General features: G+C 70.9%; 18 protein-coding genes and 1 pseudogene. 10 read left to right on the top strand and 9 right to left on the bottom strand.

Annotated features, from left to right (window positions below; all coding sequences use genetic code 11):
* Positions 1 to 312: 312 nt before the first annotated feature.
* Together ACH427_RS15860 and ACH427_RS15855 are read left to right on the top strand one after the other, a co-directional pair.
* Positions 313 to 723 (top strand): SRPBCC family protein, encoded by a 411-nt coding sequence (locus tag ACH427_RS15860; protein WP_398870036.1) that lies wholly within the window; start codon positions 313 to 315, stop codon positions 721 to 723.
* 165 nt (positions 724 to 888) lie between these two features.
* On the top strand, positions 889 to 1,122 hold the full coding sequence (locus tag ACH427_RS15855) for a hypothetical protein (RefSeq protein ID WP_398870035.1): 234 nt from the start codon (positions 889 to 891) through the stop codon (positions 1,120 to 1,122).
* A 272-nt stretch (positions 1,123 to 1,394) separates the two neighbouring features.
* On the opposite strand, the gene ACH427_RS15850 is transcribed toward ACH427_RS15855, so the two are convergent.
* Both ACH427_RS15850 and ACH427_RS15845 read right to left on the bottom strand, forming a co-directional pair.
* Complete coding sequence (locus tag ACH427_RS15850; protein ID WP_398870034.1) at positions 1,395 to 1,832, bottom strand: hypothetical protein; 438 nt, start codon at positions 1,830 to 1,832, stop codon at positions 1,395 to 1,397.
* Entirely contained in the window at positions 1,829 to 2,608 is a 780-nt protein-coding gene (locus tag ACH427_RS15845; protein WP_398870033.1) for a type 1 glutamine amidotransferase, read from the bottom strand. The genes ACH427_RS15850 and ACH427_RS15845 overlap by 4 nt, the downstream gene beginning before the upstream one ends.
* A gap of 162 nt (positions 2,609 to 2,770) precedes the next feature.
* On the opposite strand from ACH427_RS15845, the pseudogene ACH427_RS15840 reads away from it, so the two are divergent.
* Positions 2,771 to 3,151: pseudogene (locus ACH427_RS15840) on the top strand (SAM-dependent methyltransferase); the annotation flags it as partial.
* Positions 3,152 to 3,322: 171 nt separating this feature from the next.
* Here ACH427_RS15840 and ACH427_RS15835 read toward each other — a convergent pair.
* The 4 genes from ACH427_RS15835 to ACH427_RS15820 form a co-directional block, all read right to left on the bottom strand.
* A complete protein-coding gene (locus tag ACH427_RS15835) occupies positions 3,323 to 4,873 on the bottom strand; it encodes an FAD-binding oxidoreductase (RefSeq protein WP_398870032.1) in 1,551 nt (516 codons plus the stop codon).
* Positions 4,874 to 6,475: 1,602 nt separating this feature from the next.
* Positions 6,476 to 7,063 carry an ALF repeat-containing protein gene (locus ACH427_RS15830; protein ID WP_398870031.1) on the bottom strand — a complete coding sequence of 196 codons (588 nt, stop codon included), beginning with the start codon at positions 7,061 to 7,063 and terminating at the stop codon, positions 6,476 to 6,478.
* A gap of 360 nt (positions 7,064 to 7,423) precedes the next feature.
* On the bottom strand, positions 7,424 to 7,591 hold the full coding sequence (locus ACH427_RS15825; protein WP_398870030.1) for a hypothetical protein: 168 nt from the start codon (positions 7,589 to 7,591) through the stop codon (positions 7,424 to 7,426).
* Positions 7,592 to 8,057: 466 nt separating this feature from the next.
* Positions 8,058 to 8,663: a TetR/AcrR family transcriptional regulator gene (locus ACH427_RS15820; RefSeq protein ID WP_398870029.1), complete on the bottom strand. Its 606-nt coding sequence runs from the start codon at positions 8,661 to 8,663 to the stop codon at positions 8,058 to 8,060.
* A 48-nt stretch (positions 8,664 to 8,711) separates the two neighbouring features.
* Here ACH427_RS15820 and ACH427_RS15815 point away from each other — a divergent pair, with 48 nt between their 5' ends.
* Positions 8,712 to 9,263, top strand: coding sequence for a GNAT family N-acetyltransferase (locus tag ACH427_RS15815; RefSeq protein WP_398870107.1), 552 nt, complete (start codon positions 8,712 to 8,714; stop codon positions 9,261 to 9,263).
* A gap of 82 nt (positions 9,264 to 9,345) precedes the next feature.
* Complete coding sequence (locus ACH427_RS15810) at positions 9,346 to 9,648, top strand: GNAT family N-acetyltransferase (protein WP_398870028.1); 303 nt, start codon at positions 9,346 to 9,348, stop codon at positions 9,646 to 9,648.
* A gap of 143 nt (positions 9,649 to 9,791) precedes the next feature.
* On the opposite strand, the gene ACH427_RS15805 is transcribed toward ACH427_RS15810, so the two are convergent.
* Positions 9,792 to 10,298, bottom strand: coding sequence for a carboxymuconolactone decarboxylase family protein (locus ACH427_RS15805; protein WP_398870027.1), 507 nt, complete (start codon positions 10,296 to 10,298; stop codon positions 9,792 to 9,794).
* 300 nt (positions 10,299 to 10,598) lie between these two features.
* Positions 10,599 to 11,792: a saccharopine dehydrogenase family protein gene (locus ACH427_RS15800; protein ID WP_398870026.1), complete on the bottom strand. Its 1,194-nt coding sequence runs from the start codon at positions 11,790 to 11,792 to the stop codon at positions 10,599 to 10,601.
* Positions 11,793 to 11,920: 128 nt separating this feature from the next.
* Here ACH427_RS15800 and ACH427_RS15795 point away from each other — a divergent pair, with 128 nt between their 5' ends.
* The 5 genes from ACH427_RS15795 to ACH427_RS15775 all read left to right on the top strand — a co-directional run bounded on the left by ACH427_RS15795 (position 11,921) and on the right by ACH427_RS15775 (position 15,110).
* Positions 11,921 to 12,274 carry a putative quinol monooxygenase gene (locus ACH427_RS15795; protein WP_398870025.1) on the top strand — a complete coding sequence of 118 codons (354 nt, stop codon included), beginning with the start codon at positions 11,921 to 11,923 and terminating at the stop codon, positions 12,272 to 12,274.
* Positions 12,275 to 12,761: 487 nt separating this feature from the next.
* Positions 12,762 to 13,304, top strand: coding sequence for a nitroreductase family protein (locus tag ACH427_RS15790; protein ID WP_398870024.1), 543 nt, complete (start codon positions 12,762 to 12,764; stop codon positions 13,302 to 13,304).
* The gene (locus tag ACH427_RS15785) at positions 13,273 to 13,593 is read left to right on the top strand and encodes a DUF6092 family protein (protein WP_398870023.1); all 321 of its coding nucleotides are present in this window, start codon (positions 13,273 to 13,275) and stop codon (positions 13,591 to 13,593) included. Before ACH427_RS15790 ends, ACH427_RS15785 begins: the two co-directional genes overlap by 32 nt.
* Positions 13,594 to 13,615: 22 nt before the next feature.
* Entirely contained in the window at positions 13,616 to 14,341 is a 726-nt protein-coding gene (locus tag ACH427_RS15780; RefSeq protein ID WP_398870021.1) for a tRNA-dependent cyclodipeptide synthase, read from the top strand.
* A 43-nt stretch (positions 14,342 to 14,384) separates the two neighbouring features.
* Positions 14,385 to 15,110 (top strand): class I SAM-dependent methyltransferase, encoded by a 726-nt coding sequence (locus ACH427_RS15775; RefSeq protein WP_398870020.1) that lies wholly within the window; start codon positions 14,385 to 14,387, stop codon positions 15,108 to 15,110.
* 185 nt (positions 15,111 to 15,295) lie between these two features.
* Here ACH427_RS15775 and ACH427_RS15770 read toward each other — a convergent pair whose 3' ends face one another.
* A complete protein-coding gene (locus ACH427_RS15770; RefSeq protein WP_398870019.1) occupies positions 15,296 to 16,465 on the bottom strand; it encodes a Cmx/CmrA family chloramphenicol efflux MFS transporter in 1,170 nt (389 codons plus the stop codon).
* Between the last annotated feature and the right edge of the window lie 164 nt (positions 16,466 to 16,629).

The raw sequence follows: 16,629 nt of genomic DNA, 5'->3' as shown, positions 1-16,629 counted from the left end.
GCATCACCACGCGTGGCCGCAGCTGGGCCGGCCCGCCAATGAGGGTGCTGACCTGGGGAAATGGCCGGAGCGCACCGCGGGATGCGGGTCAGCGCTGACACGCCGAACTCCTCCATGTGGCGAGCGGGGCGCAGGGTGGGCCGGGTGCACCGTCGGTGCGGACGGTGACTCGGCCGGAGGCCGACGCACGGGCCGCTTGGGGCCGATGGGCGGAGCCGGCCGGCGGCGAACGGGTGGTTGTGCGCTGCCGGGCGCCGCCACCGGGCAGGGGCTCACCAGAGGCAGGCCATTGACGTGAGGAGGGGTTTGCGCATGAGCGAATACGAGCGTTCCCGTACGATGCCCGCGCTGCCGGAGCACATCTTCGACCAGGCCAGTCAGGTGCGTCGGCTCGACAGCTGGTTGCCTTCGGAGCTGCATGTGAAGGCCGAGGACCTGCCGGCCGTCACCGTGCACGAGGACACCACCGGCGAGGACGCGGCCGCGCTGTTCCGGGCTCAGCCGGAGCGACTGCGCCTGGAGTGGGGCACGCGCGACAGCCATGGTTACGCCGGCTGGCTGCAAGTGGTCGATGCCGGCAGCGGCTCCAGCGAGGTGACGGTCCATCTGTCGTTCTTCGACGAGCGCCACGACCCCGGCGCCGATACCGTGCGCTCGGCGCTGGAGGACAGCCTGGCGAGACTGGAGGAACAGGTGCGGCTGCGCGTCGACAACGGCGGCTGAACGGACGCCGGTGGTTGCTCCCGGCGGGCGACGCGCAGGCCCTGATCGGCCCGTGTGGCCGTGGCGCTGCCGACCACCGGGGGCCGTCGTGCTGCATCCTGGCGGCCGAGTGCCGGACAGCGGACGACGCGTTCGCGGCGGGCGATCAGCAAAGGGATGAACGACATGGCCGTGTGCGAGGTCTGCGACAACGACTACGAGATGGCCTTCGAGGTACGCGCCGCGGGAGCGGTGCACGTCTTCGACAGCTTCGAGTGCGCCGCCCACAAGCTCGCGCCGATCTGCGACACCTGCGGGTGCCGCATCCTGGGCCACGGCCTGGAGACCGACGGGATGTTCTTCTGCTGCGCCCACTGCGCGCGGGCCAAGGGCTACTCGGAGCTGGCCGACCACGCCTGATCCCCGCCGGGCGCCTACGGCTCCCCCGCAGTGGGCATCGCCCATCGGCGCCCTCTCGTTGGGCAAGGAAGTGAGCGGACCTCAGCTCCTCCCCGCCCGGCGTCGGAGGGTTCCGGTATGCGCGGGAGCGAACCCGTTCGGGCGGTCGCGACCGCGGTGGCCGCGGTCGTGCCGCGGTCCGGGACCGTCGCACCGGCCGGTGCGACGGGACAGCTCCCGGCGTCGTGCGACGGGCCGGTCGCGGGGTGTGTGGCGGTCCGGGGAGCGGGCACTCACCGGGGTCCGTGACAGGCCGGGCTGTGACCACCGGGCACCGTTCGCGGCGCTGTATGTGCGCCGGGCAACGCCCGGTCGACCTTCACCGGCGGCCCGCCGCTCCCCCGGACCTCGCCGTGCGTGGCGGCCAGGGTTTCCACCACCGCGCCCGCATCCGTCAACCACTCACGTACCGAGGGGACTTGAGCTGCGTCCGAGCCGTCGGCGGCCAGCACCGTGACCTTGCGGGTCCGGATGCCGTCGCCGCGCAGGTTCTCCTGGCTCAGGGCGGGGCAAATAACTTCGGTGATACCTGTCTCGGGCTGTGGCGCCGGCAGCCCCAGCCCCTCGGTGACCGCGGCGGCGAACTCGCCGTTGACATGGGCCAGGGCGACGGAAGGCTCCCCGGGGCCGCCGGGTACATCATCGGCCCTTACCCTGACCAGTGCCTTCACCCACCTCCCACAGCCTGCTCACCATGCCGGTTGGCGCGCGCCTCGAAAAGGCTTCGCAGGTGGGCCAGGCTCCGTTCGGCCAACGGGCGCAGCGCCGGGGCGGCCGCGCACGCTTCGCCGCGCAGCCGGTCGATGGCGTCGGGGCCGAGGGCTTCCCCGGCCTCGGTGGCGAATGCGGGCTCGGCGAGCCAGTCGTCGAGGAGGCCGGGCGTGACCTCCAGGTGGAACTGAAGGCCCCAGGCGAGCGGACCGGCACGGAATGCCTGACACTCGGTGGTGTCGGTACGGGCCAGCACGCGGGTGCCGGGGCCGGGCACAATGCGGTCACCGTGCCAGTGGAGCACGGCGGGGGCGTCAGCCAGCGGGCCGACGACCGGATCGTCACGGTCCACGTCGCGCAGCGGGGCCCAGCCGATCTCACTCTCCCGACCGAGTTCCGCACCGGTACGGACCGTCAGCCCCTGGGCCCGGGCGAGGAGTTGGGCACCGAGGCACACGCCCAGCGTCGGCGTCCCGGCCCGCAACGCGTCGGCCAGGAGGTCCCGTTCCACCTTCAGCGCAGGATGGCCGGCCAGGTCATCGGCGTTCATCGGACCACCCATCACGACAAGCCCCGCCAGATCCGACGCCGCCGGCAGATCGTCCAGTGAGGCACCCGGTGCGCCGATCAGATTCCGGATGTCCACATCCAGCCCGCTCCCGTCCAAGGCGTCGAGAATCAGGCCGGGTTTCTCGACCTCGACGTGCTGAAGGATCAGAACGGTGCGCGCGGGCATGGGGCGGTCTCCTGGGAGGAACGAGAATTGCGGAGGCGGTTCGTTGAAGACCCTAATGGGGCCAGGGTCAGAGAGAGGACGGGCCCGGACGCCCCGAGCCCCGTGCCATACGGCACCTGGCCACACCGGACCGCCGATCGCCCCACAATCACCCCATGAAACCTGGAGGATGCCGGCCCCGGGTTGCAGCCACTGCCGTGTCCGGACGAGTGAGGCCCCGAGCAGTGGCTCGCCAACCGGTCGCGTGCCGGCTTCCGCGCCTTGATGGCGGCCCGCGGCGCGGACCTCACGCACGGGCAGACCCTGCCCAGGTTGCTGGGCGAGGACGGGCTGGAGGGCGTCCAGGCCGACGCGTACTTCCCGGTCACCTCGCCGGCGTGTGCCGCCCTCGAGGCCGCGACCGTGCGGCAGACGCGGCACCGCCTGGTGGCGGAGGGGCTCGCCACCGACGAGGAGATCGACCGCCACCTGGCGAACATCGCCACCGGACGCCTGGACCTGGCCACCGCCCCGACGACCTCCATGTGGGGACGCCGCCCGTAACGCTCGCCCGGGGGGAGGAATCCCCTCCCCCCGCCGTCGCACGATCGCACGTGCAACACCGAGCCCGGCGCCGGTGATATGGCCCGGGCCGGGAAGGCAGGCACGCCGGTCAGTGGCCCGCCCTCCACGTGGCGCGGCCAAGTGGGCCACACCCCGTTCCGGGCGTGGGTGTCACAGCGCCTGGGGGAAGTCGAAGACGCGCTGGGGGTCGTACTGCCGCTTCAGCTTCGCCAGCCGGCCCGCCGCGTCCCCGTAATACGCCGTGCGCCAGTCCTTCAGGCCCGGGTCGGTGTAGTTCTGGTACGCGGCCCCTGAGGCGTGCGGGCGCATGGCCGTGTGCAGGCCGTCGAGCCAGGCGGTCTGTGCCTGGCCGGACCCGCCCGCCGCCCAGGACGTCAGATACTGCGCCAGGACGCGCTGGCGCCGGTGGACGAAAGCCGTCTCCAGCGGCTGTACGCGGTTGACCGCGCCGCCGAGCGCCGTCAGCTGCACCGACGCGCCACCGCCCTTGACCCCGCGCCCGAAACCTTCCACCTGTCCGAGCAGGGTGCGGATGCCCCCGGCGTTTAGGGAGCGGTCGAAGAAGTCCGAACGGGCCACATACGTCTCGCGCTCCAGCTGTCCCGCGGGCTCACGGCCCGGTGTCCTACCGGGGAGGTGGCACTGACCGGTGGATTTGTCGCCGCAGCCGGCGTAGGCACGAACGGTGTCGAGGTAGGAGTGGCGGCGCAGACTGACCGCCCCGATGCCGGTACGGCCGCCGCTCGCCTTGGCCACTTTGCCGATCAGTCGGTCATAGGCGTTCTCCAGATCCTGCTGCGAGCCGATCGAGAACGCGGCGACGGATATCCGGGGAGTGCCGCCCGCCGCGGCGGACAGGTCGCAGGCGGACCAGATCTCGTCCGGCAGGCCCGGCCCCCACTCCTGCCACACCTGGACGACGGCCGCGGCCTTGGACCAGGGGAACGAGAGATAACCGGTCACTCCCTCGCCCACGGCGTGGGTACGGAAGCGGAGTTCGGTGACCACACCGAAGTTGCCGTTGCCCGCGCCCCGCAGGGCCCAGAACAGATCGGGGTTGTGGGTGGCATCGCAGTCGACGCTCTTGCCGTCGGCGGTCACCAGGGACGCGCCGGTGAGGCTGTCGCAGGTCAGACCGTAGGCACGGGAGAGGATGCCGTGCCCGCCCCCCAGCGTCAGCCCGGACACACCGACAGTGGGGCACGAGCCCGCCGGGACGGTCACACCGCGCGCGGCGAGGCCGGTGCAGACGTCGATGAGCTTGGCACCGGCGCCGATGACGGCGGTGGACGCCGAGGGGGTGCGGATGCTTTTCAGCCGCGATACGTCGATGACCAACCGGCCGTTGCCGCTGGACCACCCGGCGTAGCTGTGACCGCCGTTCCGTATGGAGACGGGTATGGAGAAGCGGCGGGCGAACGTCAGGGCCGCGGAGATGTCCGCGCTCCCCGCCACGTATGCGATCCCGGCCGGGCGCAGCGCGTCGAAACGCGTGTTGTACAGCCGGCGGGCAGCGCTGTAATCGGCGTCATCGGGACGCACGAGGCTCCCCGCGAGGCCCTTGCCGAGAGCGGTCCAGTCACTGCCGCCGGCCTTCTTCGAGGCGGCCCCCGCCGTGCTCGTCGAGGCCGTGCCGCCCCAGGTGGCGGCCGCCGCCAGCCCGGTGCCTGCCGCGAGTAGTGTGCGCCTGCCGATAGCCATGCCGATTCCGCCCCTTTGGTGCCCTTGCGTGTACGCGGTGCGCCTTACCGAAAACCCCCGCTGATCACACAGATGACCGATAAAGGCAGGCGGTTCCCGGACGCCCGACGGAATACGCGCACCGCCGCCCCGTCCCACCTACCTCCGCACCCTCCCGACCGATCGCCTCTCGGGTGGGGCCGCATGGCCTGGTCCCCAGGTCAGGCCATGGGCCCATGCGCGACCATGGGAGCCTGCCGCGGCGAAACACATGGGACGGCGACGCGATCGCCAAGGCCATGCGTACCGGGGCACTTGGAAGCCCGAAGCGATCCATGTGACAGAGAAGACCGAGCAGGGCGGTGGGCAGAGACACATGCGCTTCGCCATCGGCACGTAGTACGTCACCGGGTCCGGCGGGCGCGGTGAACCGCACAAGGTATGGGGGTTGAAGTGAGCCAGGTGCTCCATGGCGAGCGGTCGTGGAATCCGCTGGCACGGACCGTGGAGCTGACCGGGGCCGGTCTGCGCAGAGGTGGCAGGACCACGCCGCTGGACGAGCTGAATCTCGGCGCCATGGCCGAGGCGTTCCAGCGCGGCCGCCGGCTCGGGGGTGGCGGAGCCGAGCGCCCGTTGGAGCGGCTGCCGGACGAGGCGGGCATCGTCCCGGTGACGCACGTGACCGGAACGGCCACACCGGTGAAGGTGCGTCAGGCCGCCGAATTCGCCCGGAACCTGGGTGAGTTGGCCGTACGTCAGTGCGGCGGCCCGGAGCAGGGCGCCGCTCTGGCGGCCAGGGCTCACGCCGAAGGCGTACCGCTGTGGATCGCGCGGCGCACCGCGCCGGGACCCGCCGGTCCGGTCACCGTCGCCGTGGACCGGGGTCTGGTACGCGTGGATGTGTGGGGGCCGCACGCACCCGTCGTACGGATCCGGGCGCCGTACGGCTTCCACCGCGACTCCCCGTACGCGCCCCACGGCCTGCGCCTGGCCGTCGGCGACGCGACGGCCCAGCTCACCCTCAAGAAGAGGCTGCGCAAGTCCCGGAGTTCGGTGGAGGCAGCGGTGCCTGGGCAGCAGTGGGTGTCGCGGCGGGAGAACGCGTGGAGTTCGTGGCTGCTGCGCGACGGGCCGCGTCGCCCTCCTGACGCGTCCCGCGCGCCGGCCTGCGGTCGAGCCGGGGGCGGTCCTGCTGCCGCTGGCCCCGGTGCGGTAGGAGAGTGCCGACCCGCTGGACGCCGTCATGGCTCAGGTCTTCGCCGTCGCCTTCGGGCTCGGGGACACAACGGGTCTGGCGCGGTTCCGTACGCAGCCGCGCCCGGCAGGCGCGGCCGAGCCGGCCGCCGTCGACGACTGGGACCGCCCCTGGTTCAGCGACCTCGGAAGCGGAAGCGAGGACAACGACCCCGGCGGGGGCGACGGCTGGGGGGCGGACGGCGGCGGAGGCATGACGGGGGTGACAGCGGGGGCGGTGACGGCGGGGATCAGGCAGCGGCCCTCGCCGGGGCGGTGTTCGCGGCGGCCCCGCCCGTCCACCGGGCAGACCTGTGGGGAACAGCCCGAGCCCGCCAGGGGCGGCGCCCACGGGCGCCGCCCCCCGGCATGCCTGGCCGGCAGGGCCGGTCAGCGGACCTGGTACTGGCCGACCTTGAGGAACTGGCGCACGGCGGCGGGGCCGCCGTTGAGCGCCTTGCTGCCGGCCGCACGGAACTTCTCGCTCGGGTGGCTGGCCATCAGGCGCAGCACCTCGACGCGGTCGTCCTCCTCCTGCGCCTGGTACTGGCCGACCTCCAGGAAGTGACGCACATCGGCGGCGCTGCCGTTCAGGGCCTCGTTGGCCGCATCCGTCACCCCACGACCGGGGTGCTTGCCCAGGATGACGAGGACCGCCACGCGGTCGTCCTCCTCCTGCGCCTTGTACTGGGTCACCTGCAGGAACTCGATGAGGGCCGCGGCCGTGCCCTGCTTGAGGGCGGCGTCGCCGTAGGAGCGCATCGAGGAGTTCTGGGGGCTCTTGGCCATGAGGGAGAGGACCTCGACCCGCAGATCGTCCATCGACATGTGCGAGTAGTCCTTCGCCGCCGGGGAGGCGGTTGCGGAGGCGACCGTTCCCGGGCCGGCGGCCGTGGCCGCCAGCGCCGGGGAGGAGAGCAGAACAACCGGGGCCAGGACGGCTGCCACGGCAACGGCCGAAACACGGACCGGCTTCATAAAGGCGCACCTACTTCGCAAGAAAGATCAACAATGCTGGGACAGCGTAAACACCCCCAGGGCGACATGACCGGCCACCCCCGTATGGATCCCGTCAGGATTCGGCAGGAACCGACATGCCGCGCGAGGGAGCCGGAAGTTCTCCGGCCTGCTCGGCTTCGGACTTCGGGCTTCGAGTGGCAGCCGCCGCATACCCCCACACACAGAACTGCACGACCACCGGGGCTGGCGGCGGGTACTCGCTCGCAGGTACAGCGCCCGTCACATGGGCGAGCAGCGGCGAAGCACCCGTGTCCCGCTCGGTGGAATCCTCGACACAGCAACTACGGCGGCGCCCGAGCCGAACCAGCCCACCAGCGGTCAGACCGGACCGTCACCCGCACCCCACACCAGGGCGCCGTCCACCACCCCCGGCTTGTCCGGCCCGGCAAGGGACGGCGCCTCAAGGGCATCCGCCATCTCCTCCAGGTAGCTGGCCAAGGACTCGAACTCGATCTGCCGGTTGGCCGGCTCATCCCACGACCACACTTCCCCGCCCCGGCGTCCAAGTAGAGGCCGGTCGGCCAACTGTGTTCGCCGAGCGTGCACACGGGTATCCAACGGCGGTCCCACAGTTCGTCGTAGACCTGCCTCCAGTACCGCTGAGGTCGACGGTCTCGGCGATGGTCATGAGCCTCCCGTTGCCGTGCGAGAACGCCGCACCCGGACCGGAACGGACACCACGGCGCGGACCCCATAGAGCCTTCAGCTCGGCGGGGACCCTGGCACCGAGTTCCCGCTCCGCCCAGTCGGTCTCCTCCCGCGCACCCGGGGATTCTCGCCGTCACCTGACCATCGGCTCAGCCGGAACGACGACCCGATCGGCCTCGACGTCGAAGCCGAGTGAAGGATGACCGTGATCGCCCTCCGGATCCATCAGTGCGGGCTCGCCCGAGCATCGGCCGATATCAGCCGACGTCCAGGCAGTGCGCGCCGACGCCCTGAACACGTCGGTTCACTCCATGACCGCGTGCCCGCCAGACGCCAATGACGCCAGGTAGTCGTCGAGGAGCTCGGTCTGGCGGTGGGGTGGGAACGCCGTCGGGTTGAACAGAGCCTGTACCACCAAGCCGAGCACGAACGACTGGGCGGCGGCCGCGACGCGCTCCGGGTCTCCGGGTGGCAGCTCGCCGAGGCGCTGGGCGGCGGCGACCAGGCCGCGCAGCTTGGCGCGGCTCTGGGCGTACTTGCGGGCGTAGTCGTCGCTCAGGGCGGGGTCGGCGAGGGCGGTGTCCCAGGACGACACCCAGATCCGGTTGCTCGCGGTGGCCTCGGCCGTCAGCGGCAGGATGTCGAGCAGGGCGGCCCGCACGGCGGGCAGGCCCTCCCCCGCGGCGCGTCGGGGACGGGCCGCGGTGCGCTCCGCGAGCAGGTCCAGGGCATACGTGACCAGGTCGCGCTTGGCGGGGAAGTAGTGGGTGAGCAGGCCGGTGGTGGCACCGAGTTCGGTGGCGACGGCACGCATAGTCAGCCCGCCGAAGCCGTGCGCGGCCAGCACCCGCCACACCGCCTCGGACACGTCGCGGCGGCGGGCCTCGTGATCACCCTTGGTACGTGGCATGCTGCTACGGTACATAACCGTAACGCTTGTTATGTGAATGAGGTCCTCATGTTCTCGCTCCCCCTGCGGGACGGCGCCAGCCTCCGCCCGCTCGAGATATGGCATGCCGAAGAGTTCGCCGCCCACCTCGACAGGGCCCGCGAGCACATCCGGCCCTGGGTCGGGCCCGCGTTCGTCACCGACGGCCTCGACGGGGCACGGGGCACACTGCGCCGTTACGCCGAGCGCCAGGCCGCGGACGGCGGCCGCCTCTACGGCATCTGGCTCGACGGCACACTCGTCGGCGGCGTGATGTTCACGGACTTCGACGCCACCGCCGGCACCTGCGAGATCGGCTGCTGGCTCGAACCGGCCGCCGAGGGCCGCGGCCTGATCACTCACGCCTGCCGCACCCTGCTGGACTGGGCCTTCACCGACCGCGGAGCACACCGCGCCGAGTGGCACTGCCGCGCCGACAACGACCGGAGCGCGGCGGTCGCCGAACGGCTCGGCATGACACTCGAAGGCGTACGCCGCCAGGCATGGCCCTTCGACGGCGTCCGCCACGACAAGCAGGTCTGGGCCGTCCTCGCCCCCGAGTGGCACGCCCACCGCCGGTGACACCACCGGCCACGCCGGGGCGGGGCGATGTCAGACGTCGATGACATCCCACGGCGGAGCCGGCTGGTCACCACGAAGGCCGGTGGGGTGTTCGCCGGGTGGGTCGTCCTCACCCGCGATCCCCGGCCGGCTGGCCGGGCACTGGGGGACGGCCAACCATTTCCAGACCCACCCCGGCTTCCGCGGCCGCGGCCTCGGCTCCGGCCTCATGCGGGAACTGCTGAGGATCGCCCGCGACGAGCTGGGGCTCGAACAGCTCCGTCTCGCGGCCCGTGGTGGCGAGGGGCTGGAGAAGTTCTACGAGCGGCTCGGCCGGCGCGAGACCGGCCGCCGGCCCGGAGCTCTCCGCTTCGGGCCCGAGACGACACCCGGGACGAGGTCCTGATGCTCTTCGCTCCGCTCTGACGTCTCATGGCCGTCTCGCGGCCGTGAGCTCAGCCTCCGTGCGCTCGAAGGCACGCGCGACGTGCCTCGCTTCCCGCACCGTTGAGGGAAGCGAGGCACCTACGGGACCAGGCATGTGCCGCCTTACTTCCAGGGGTCGCTGAACGACTTGCCGGGGACCGGCTTGGCGATCAGCGCCACGGGGATGAAGAAGCCGACCTGGCCGATGGCGATCATCAGGGTGGCAAGCGCCTTGGCGTCATAGTGCTCGGACGCCTCGGCGTAGAGCTCGTCGGAGACCCTCTCGCCATGTGCGGCGGGCTGGAAAACGGCCTCCGCCAGCGCCAGCGCGGCTCGCTCGGCACCGGTGAAGTACGGCGAGTCCCACCAGGACGCCACCGACGTGATCCGCTCCTCGGTCTCCCCCGCCTTGCGCAGGAAGCCCGTGTGCAGGACGGTGAGGTAGGTGTTGCCGACGATCTGGCCGGCGCGCAGCTGGATCAGGCTGATCGTGGTCCGCGGCACGGAGTGGTTGCCGGTGGCCTTGAACAACGCCGCCGACACGTCGGCCAGTTCCGGGACGAGCTCCACCGGGTCGTCCGCCATCCGCGGCGTCATCGGGATCTCGGCAGTGATCGATCGTGCTTCCATGGCCATCTCCTATGGGCTTCCGCAGTGCTTTCACTCCACTGACGGATCACGGCACGGAAGTGTGACCGCGGGCCCCGGGCCGGTTCCGCGCCCGCCGATCCCCCCGGCGTCAGGAGTGCCGAGCTCGCCAAGCGCATCACGCTCATAAGGGATAAATTGGCTGAACCCACGAGAGAGGAGTCGGCATGTCCTCGAAGCGACGTCGTAAGAAGAAGGCACGCAGCCGCAAGGCCGCCAATCACGGCAAGCGACCGCAGTGCTGAACATGGTCCTGGAGCGATCCAGGACCATGCCCGCTCCTCAGCCCGCGTGACGGACGCGGAAGCGAAGGCCCGCGGAGTCCAGGCGCCTGATCAGGGCATCGCCCATCGCCATGGCCGTCGTGACCTGCCCGGCGGTGGGCGGCAGGTCGTCCAGGGCGAGGCACAGGGACGCCTCCGCCAGCATTTTCGCCGTCTCGGCATAACCCGGGTCGCCGCCCGAGACCTCGGCGAACACGCGCCGGCCGCCCCCTTCGCCCACGGCCCGCACCTGGAACCAGGAGCGGTCCCGCCACTCGCGGCTCGGGCCCCGGCCCGGTTCGTAGCGGTTCATCAGCCAGGACCGTAGGGGAGGCACCTGCGCGGCGGCGGCCAGTGCGCCCACGCCGATCGGGCCGGCCAGGGCCATGGGCAGTGTTTTCACCGACGCGTAGTGGCGGTAACGGAAGTCGGGGCCGTACCGCTCCAGACCGGCGGCCGAGCGGCGTACGACCTGAGGGTCGAGCGTCGGCAGCGGCAGCGCCCAGGTGCCTGTCTCCTTGCTGAACCGCGGTGCCCCCAGCGGAGCCCGGACCCGGCGCCCGGCCGGCCGCGGTTCACGCCGGCGGCGTTCCCGGGCCGCAGCTTGCGCCTGGCGCGGGCGACCGGCGATCGTCAGGGACGTGCTGAGCGTGCCGCCGGAGATGAGCCCCGACGCCCGGACGAACCCGTCGACCGTCAGCGGCACCCCTTCGGGCAGGTGCCGGACGGTGAAATACACGCAGAGGTCGTGCGGCATCGAGTCGAAGCCGCAGGCGTGGACGAGCCGCGCTCCCGTCTCCCGTGCTCGCGCGTCGTGGCGCACATACGTCAGGTCCACGAACTCCGGCTCGCCGGTGAGGTCCGTGTAGTCGGTACCGGCCTCCGCGCACGCGGCCACCAGTTCCTCGCCGTACCAGATGTACGGGCCGACGGTCGAGGCGACGACCCGCGTCGACTCCGCCAGCGCGCGCATCGCGCTCCCGTCGCTCGCGTCCGCGGTCACCAGGGCCACTTCGGCGGCCCGTGCCGGGTCGAGCGCGGCGAGCCGGTCACGCAGCCGCTCCAGCTTCCGCCGGTCACGCCCGGCCATGGCCCACCGGCACCCTAGCGGCGCGTGCGCCAGCAGGTATTCGGCTGTGAGCTCCCCGACGAACCCTGTCGCCCCGAAGAGCACGACGTCATAGGGCCGTTGCGGGTCTGTCTGCCTGTTCATGGCGCCTCCGACTGCTGGGATCGCGTCCGTGTTGTCTCTGCCCCGGCGGCTGATGCCCTGCCGCCCGCTTGCAGGAAGGACGTGCAGGGTAAGCACCGAACGAACGAGCGATCAATCGGAAGGTGAGCATGAGTTTCTTTGTCCGTGCCCGGTTCGAGGTCCGTGACCAGCGGCAGCATGACTTCGAGGAAGCGGCGCTCGCCCTGCGCGACCAGGCCCGCGAGGAGCCCGGGGCGCTCAACTACCGGTGGTTCTCGGCCGGTGCCGGCAGTTATCTGGTGATCGAGGAGTACGTCGACTCCGCCGCGGCCATGGCCCACAACGCGCGTGGAGCGCACCTGCTGGCGCACCTCAACGAGTGCGCGGAGATGGTGTCCGCGGAACTGTACGGTCCGCTCGGGCCCGAGGTCAGGGAATGGGTCGAGGCGCACCCTCAAGCGATCGCGTTCCCGGAGTTCCCCGGTCACGGCACCGAGGACTGAGAGGCGCCCTCGGCCCCGCGGCTCGGCCGCGTGAGGCCGAAGACCGTCGTCGCCGTCGGCCTGAGCGGGGGGCGGCCGTCGCCGAGATCAATCCCACATCCCGAGACGGGAAGGGCGCACGGCCTGACAAATACACACGTATCAGCGTAGGCGGAGGCGTCGATCCAGCCTGCCCCGCGGCCGAAAAGGATCGCAGGGCAGGCCATCTTTCTCTTGTGTCATGCCCCTGACCGTGGGCTCCTGAGGCGTTACGCCCGGTGGCGCGGGTGCGCTACCAGCTGTCCACGGACAGCAGTAGCGCGGATCCGGCCGTTCGTCCGCCTCATTGCCGAACGGTGAACTCCGCTGGATGTCAAGGGTTATTGCTCCGCCACAGCCTTGTACGGCCAAAACCCCATGCGGTACACATGTGGCGCTTGTGACCCAAGAGCCAAGAGAAAGGTAAGTGATGCCAAGCAGCCCCTTGTCGAAATCACTGCCGGAAACGTTGCCCGAGACATTGCAGGTCCTGCGCTCGCGGACCGTTCTCCGGAACTACGCGCCCGAGCAGCTCGATGACTCGCTCATTGACCAGATGCTGGAGTGCATGCTCGCGGCACCCACCGCCTCCAACAAGCAGGCGTGGTCCTTCGTCGTGGTACGGAAGCCGGAAACCGTGCGGCGCGTCCGGGCGTTCTCCCCGGGAATGATCGGAACTCCGTCATTCGTCGTTATCGCCTGCGTCGACCGGCGGATGACGGACGGTCTGTCCGGCGAGGTCTCCCAGAAGATCTACGACACGTCCAAGCTCTGCGTGGCCATGGCCGTGGAGAACCTGCTGCTCTCCGCGCACGCCCTCGGCCTGGGCGGCTGCCCGGTGAGCAGCTACCGCGAGGACGCCCTGCGGGTCCTGCTCGATCTGCCGGAGCCGATCGAGCCCGTCCTGCTGGTGCCCATCGGCCGTCCCGCAGAAGCTCCCACGCCGTCCGACCGTCGCAACAAGAACGAGGTGATCAGCTATGAAGTCTGGGGACACGGCACTGCCGCATGACCAGTTGCGTGAGGAAATCGCTCTTCTCGCCACTTACCTCCTGAGCAGTGGGCGAGGGCTGCTGGACGAGCCGGCGGACTACGGTCCGTACCGCTGCGCGGATGCCGCTCGCCGGACGCTGGAAATCCTGGAGCGGGCCGGGGCGAGCACGCCCGAACTCTCCGATGTCCGCCAGCGCTTGGACGGCGTCATGTACGCCCCGATGGGGGGCGACCTGAAGATTTCCGAAATTCTCGACGAGCTGTGCCTGAAGATGGCAGGCGCGCTGAAGGACCCCAAGTCCTCCTGAGCGAAGTGGAAGGAGATCCGGCATGCAGCCCGATTCGCTTGCGGAGAACATCCCCCTGGCTATGCACGCGGTACCGCTCAGCGACGGCTGTCAGCGCATCTGGCAGCGTGGGGAGCACGCCCTCATCGGGATAAGCGCGGGAAACAGCTATTTCAACCAGGAGCGCCTCACCGCGCTGATGGAGTGGGCGGGCAATTCCTTCCGTGAGATCGATGTCGTCTATGTGGACACACATATAGACACGATGCTCATCGCGGACGGCCGCACTCCGGAAAGTGCCTTGCGGTCGGTGAAGACCACCTTGAAGGACGTGCGCCGCCGAATACGGCGGGCGTTGGAGAGGCTGGGTCCGAAGGCCGCGAGGTTCCGCGTCCGGGCGCTGTCCGAGCTCATGGAGCTGCCGGTCTACCAGGCCGTACGGGACCGGACGGACCAGGCCATCGAGGACGACCGGACGTTCTCCTCGATCTGTGAGGCGATGGTCCAGGAGATCGTCCAGAGCCGGCCCGGCGCGGAGGGCGAGGTCACTCCGGAGCACCTGCGCGCGGGGTTGAGTTATGTCCAGGCGGAGGCCCCGCTGTTCGCGGACTCGCCGAGCATTTTCGGGGTCTCGACCTCGGTGGTCCTTTATCACATGAAGACGCCGATCTCCGAATATCTCGCCCAGCAGCCCACGGGATTCCGTGCCGCGCCGGGTCAGGCGTTCGTCGTCGTCAAACCGTCCTCGATGGTGCTCGCCGGGGTGTGAGACAGGACTGGGCATTCACTCACGGCGACACTGAGGAGAAAGCATGACGCAGCAGTACGACGAGGTCGCCAAGAGCTACGACGACGCGGAAGACGTCGTCCGCTTCTACCGGGAACAGGTGGAATACCCCTCGTTCCGGCGCGCCTTGGGATCGGTGCGAGGCGAGCGGGTGCTGGACGTGGGCTGCGGTGAAGGCAGCTACACCCGCATGATCAAGCGGCAGGGTGCCTCGGAAGTCCTCGGGGTCGACCTGTCCGACGGCATGGTCGGGCGGGCCCGGGAGATCGAGGCCCGGCAGCCGCTCGGCATCGAGTATCACGTGCACGACGTCGCCACGATGCCCGCGCTGGGCACGTTCGACGTGGTCGCGGCCGCCCATGTCCTGCACTACGCGGACAGCAGGGCGAGCCTGGAGAACATGAGCGAGCGGTTGTTCGCCCACCTCGCTCCCGGCGGGCGGCTGCTCGCCTTCGTGGGCAACGTGCATGCCGGCGAGGACGCCCAGGAGGCCAGCGGCTTCCTGATCGACCGCCCTGACCAGCCGTGCGAGGGGGCTCCCTACACGATGTCGATCCGGACGACCCCGCTCACCTCGTTCAAGGTGCACTACTGGCCCAGCGAGACGGTCGCGAGGGTGCTCGAAGCCACGGGTTTCACCGCCGTCACGTGGGAGCCCATGGAGAGTTCGCCCACCGGCGACGACCCGGAGCGCGCCCGGCGTTGCACCAAGAACCCCGTCAACCTTCTCCTGAGCGCGCGCAAGGCGTAGTCGAGGGGCCGGACGCGCTTGGCCGCTCGCCGGCTGTCAGGCCACACCGACGGCGTCGTACGCCGGAACCGCGCGGCCATCGCGAGCCCCCACGCCTCCACCGTGGGGAACGCGTGGCTGACGCGGTTCCGGCGTTCCCGCACACCGCGCCGCCCTCTCTCGGCGAGAGAGGGCGGCGCGGTGGTTCAACGGGCTTCCCTCACACGTCCGAGCGCGGCCCGCGTACGTACGACGGTGAGGAGAGCGAACGCCGTCGCCGCCAGGGCGGCGCTGACCCACGCGGCCCCCCGGTAGTCGCCCGTCGCCCCGGTCGCGGTGCCTGCGAGCAGCGGTCCCAGGAACGCGCCGACGTTCAGCGCGACGGTGGCGAACGAGCCGCTGAGCGACGGGGCTTGGGTCGCGACGCGCAGGACGTGGGTGGCGAGGGCAGAGCCGATGCCGAACGACAGCCCGCCCTGGACGACCGTCACGGCGAACAGCGGAACCGCGTGGGCACTGCTCGCGGCCAGCACCGCCCATCCGGTGGCCAAGGCGCACAGAGCGAGGGCCGCTCCCCGTCCCAGCTGTCCGCCGCCCGTACGGCGACCCGCCACGGTGACTCCGGCGAACGCGCCCGCGCCGAACGCGGCCAGGAGCCCGGGCACCGCGCCCCCGGGCAGGTGGGTGACATCCGTGGCGATGACGGCGAGATAGGCGAAGGTCGCGAAGGTCGCGCCGTTGACCACGGCGGCGAGCACCAACGCCAGCCACACGGTCCGCGACCTCAGCGCACGGGCTTCCCGCCTGACCGAGACATCGCCACGGCCGGCCGTGTCAGCGGGCGCCGCCCTGAACACCCATACCAGCGCGGGCAGGCACAGGACGGCGACGGCCCCGAACACCGCCCGCCAGCCGGAGCAGTCCCCGAGCACCGCGCCCGCGGGTACGCCGGCGAGACACGACAGCGTCACCCCGGACAGCAGGACCGCCGTGGCCCTGGCCTGCGCGGCCGGGCCCACCAGGGCCACGGCGACCGACATCGCGACCGCGAGGAAACCGGCATTGACGATCGCGGCGACGATCCGCGTGCCGAACAACAACCAGAAGTCCGTCGCGGCCGCGCCGATGACGTGTACGGCGACGAACGCGGCCAGGAAACCCGCCAGTGCCCGCCGACGTGGCCATCGCGCGCTCAGCGCCGCCATCACCGGCGCACCGATGATCATCCCGATGGCGTACGCGGACGTCAGGCTCGTCGCGGCACCCATCGGCACGGACAGGTCGTGGGCGATGTCCGGGGCGAGGCCGGACAGCATGAACTCGGAGGTTCCCTGCGCGAAGACGGCAAGGCCGAGGACGTAGATGAACAGAGGCAAGAGGTCGACTCCGGCAATCAGCTGCGAACAGGAGCATCCGCGCGCCGGACGTCGGCCTGCGTCGCCAGTGACGGGGACGAGAACCCGAAGAGGACCGGACACACGGATCGTGTCCGGTCACCGGAAGCGGGGCCGACCGGGGAAACCGAGGGGGTGCCGGTCAG

This window comes from Streptomyces sp. NPDC020379 (assembly GCF_044387105.1).
In the GTDB taxonomy this organism is placed as follows: Bacteria; Actinomycetota; Actinomycetes; order Streptomycetales; family Streptomycetaceae; genus Streptomyces.
This window is presented reverse-complemented; position numbering and strand designations above follow the sequence as displayed.

Coding starts and splice junctions, on each gene's coding strand:
- ACH427_RS15815 (WP_398870107.1), top strand. CDS start 8,712: ATGTTCTCGCTCCCCCTGCGGGACGGCGCCAGCCTCCGCCCGCTCGAG.
- ACH427_RS15800 (WP_398870026.1), bottom strand. CDS start 11,792: ATGAACAGGCAGACAGACCCGCAACGGCCCTATGACGTCGTGCTCTTC.
- ACH427_RS15820 (WP_398870029.1), bottom strand. CDS start 8,663: ATGCCACGTACCAAGGGTGATCACGAGGCCCGCCGCCGCGACGTGTCC.
- ACH427_RS15795 (WP_398870025.1), top strand. CDS start 11,921: ATGAGTTTCTTTGTCCGTGCCCGGTTCGAGGTCCGTGACCAGCGGCAG.
- ACH427_RS15805 (WP_398870027.1), bottom strand. CDS start 10,298: ATGGAAGCACGATCGATCACTGCCGAGATCCCGATGACGCCGCGGATG.
- ACH427_RS15780 (WP_398870021.1), top strand. CDS start 13,616: ATGCAGCCCGATTCGCTTGCGGAGAACATCCCCCTGGCTATGCACGCG.
- ACH427_RS15845 (WP_398870033.1), bottom strand. CDS start 2,608: ATGCCCGCGCGCACCGTTCTGATCCTTCAGCACGTCGAGGTCGAGAAA.
- ACH427_RS15830 (WP_398870031.1), bottom strand. CDS start 7,063: ATGAAGCCGGTCCGTGTTTCGGCCGTTGCCGTGGCAGCCGTCCTGGCC.
- ACH427_RS15775 (WP_398870020.1), top strand. CDS start 14,385: ATGACGCAGCAGTACGACGAGGTCGCCAAGAGCTACGACGACGCGGAA.
- ACH427_RS15860 (WP_398870036.1), top strand. CDS start 313: ATGAGCGAATACGAGCGTTCCCGTACGATGCCCGCGCTGCCGGAGCAC.
- ACH427_RS15835 (WP_398870032.1), bottom strand. CDS start 4,873: ATGGCTATCGGCAGGCGCACACTACTCGCGGCAGGCACCGGGCTGGCG.
- ACH427_RS15785 (WP_398870023.1), top strand. CDS start 13,273: ATGAAGTCTGGGGACACGGCACTGCCGCATGACCAGTTGCGTGAGGAA.
- ACH427_RS15855 (WP_398870035.1), top strand. CDS start 889: ATGGCCGTGTGCGAGGTCTGCGACAACGACTACGAGATGGCCTTCGAG.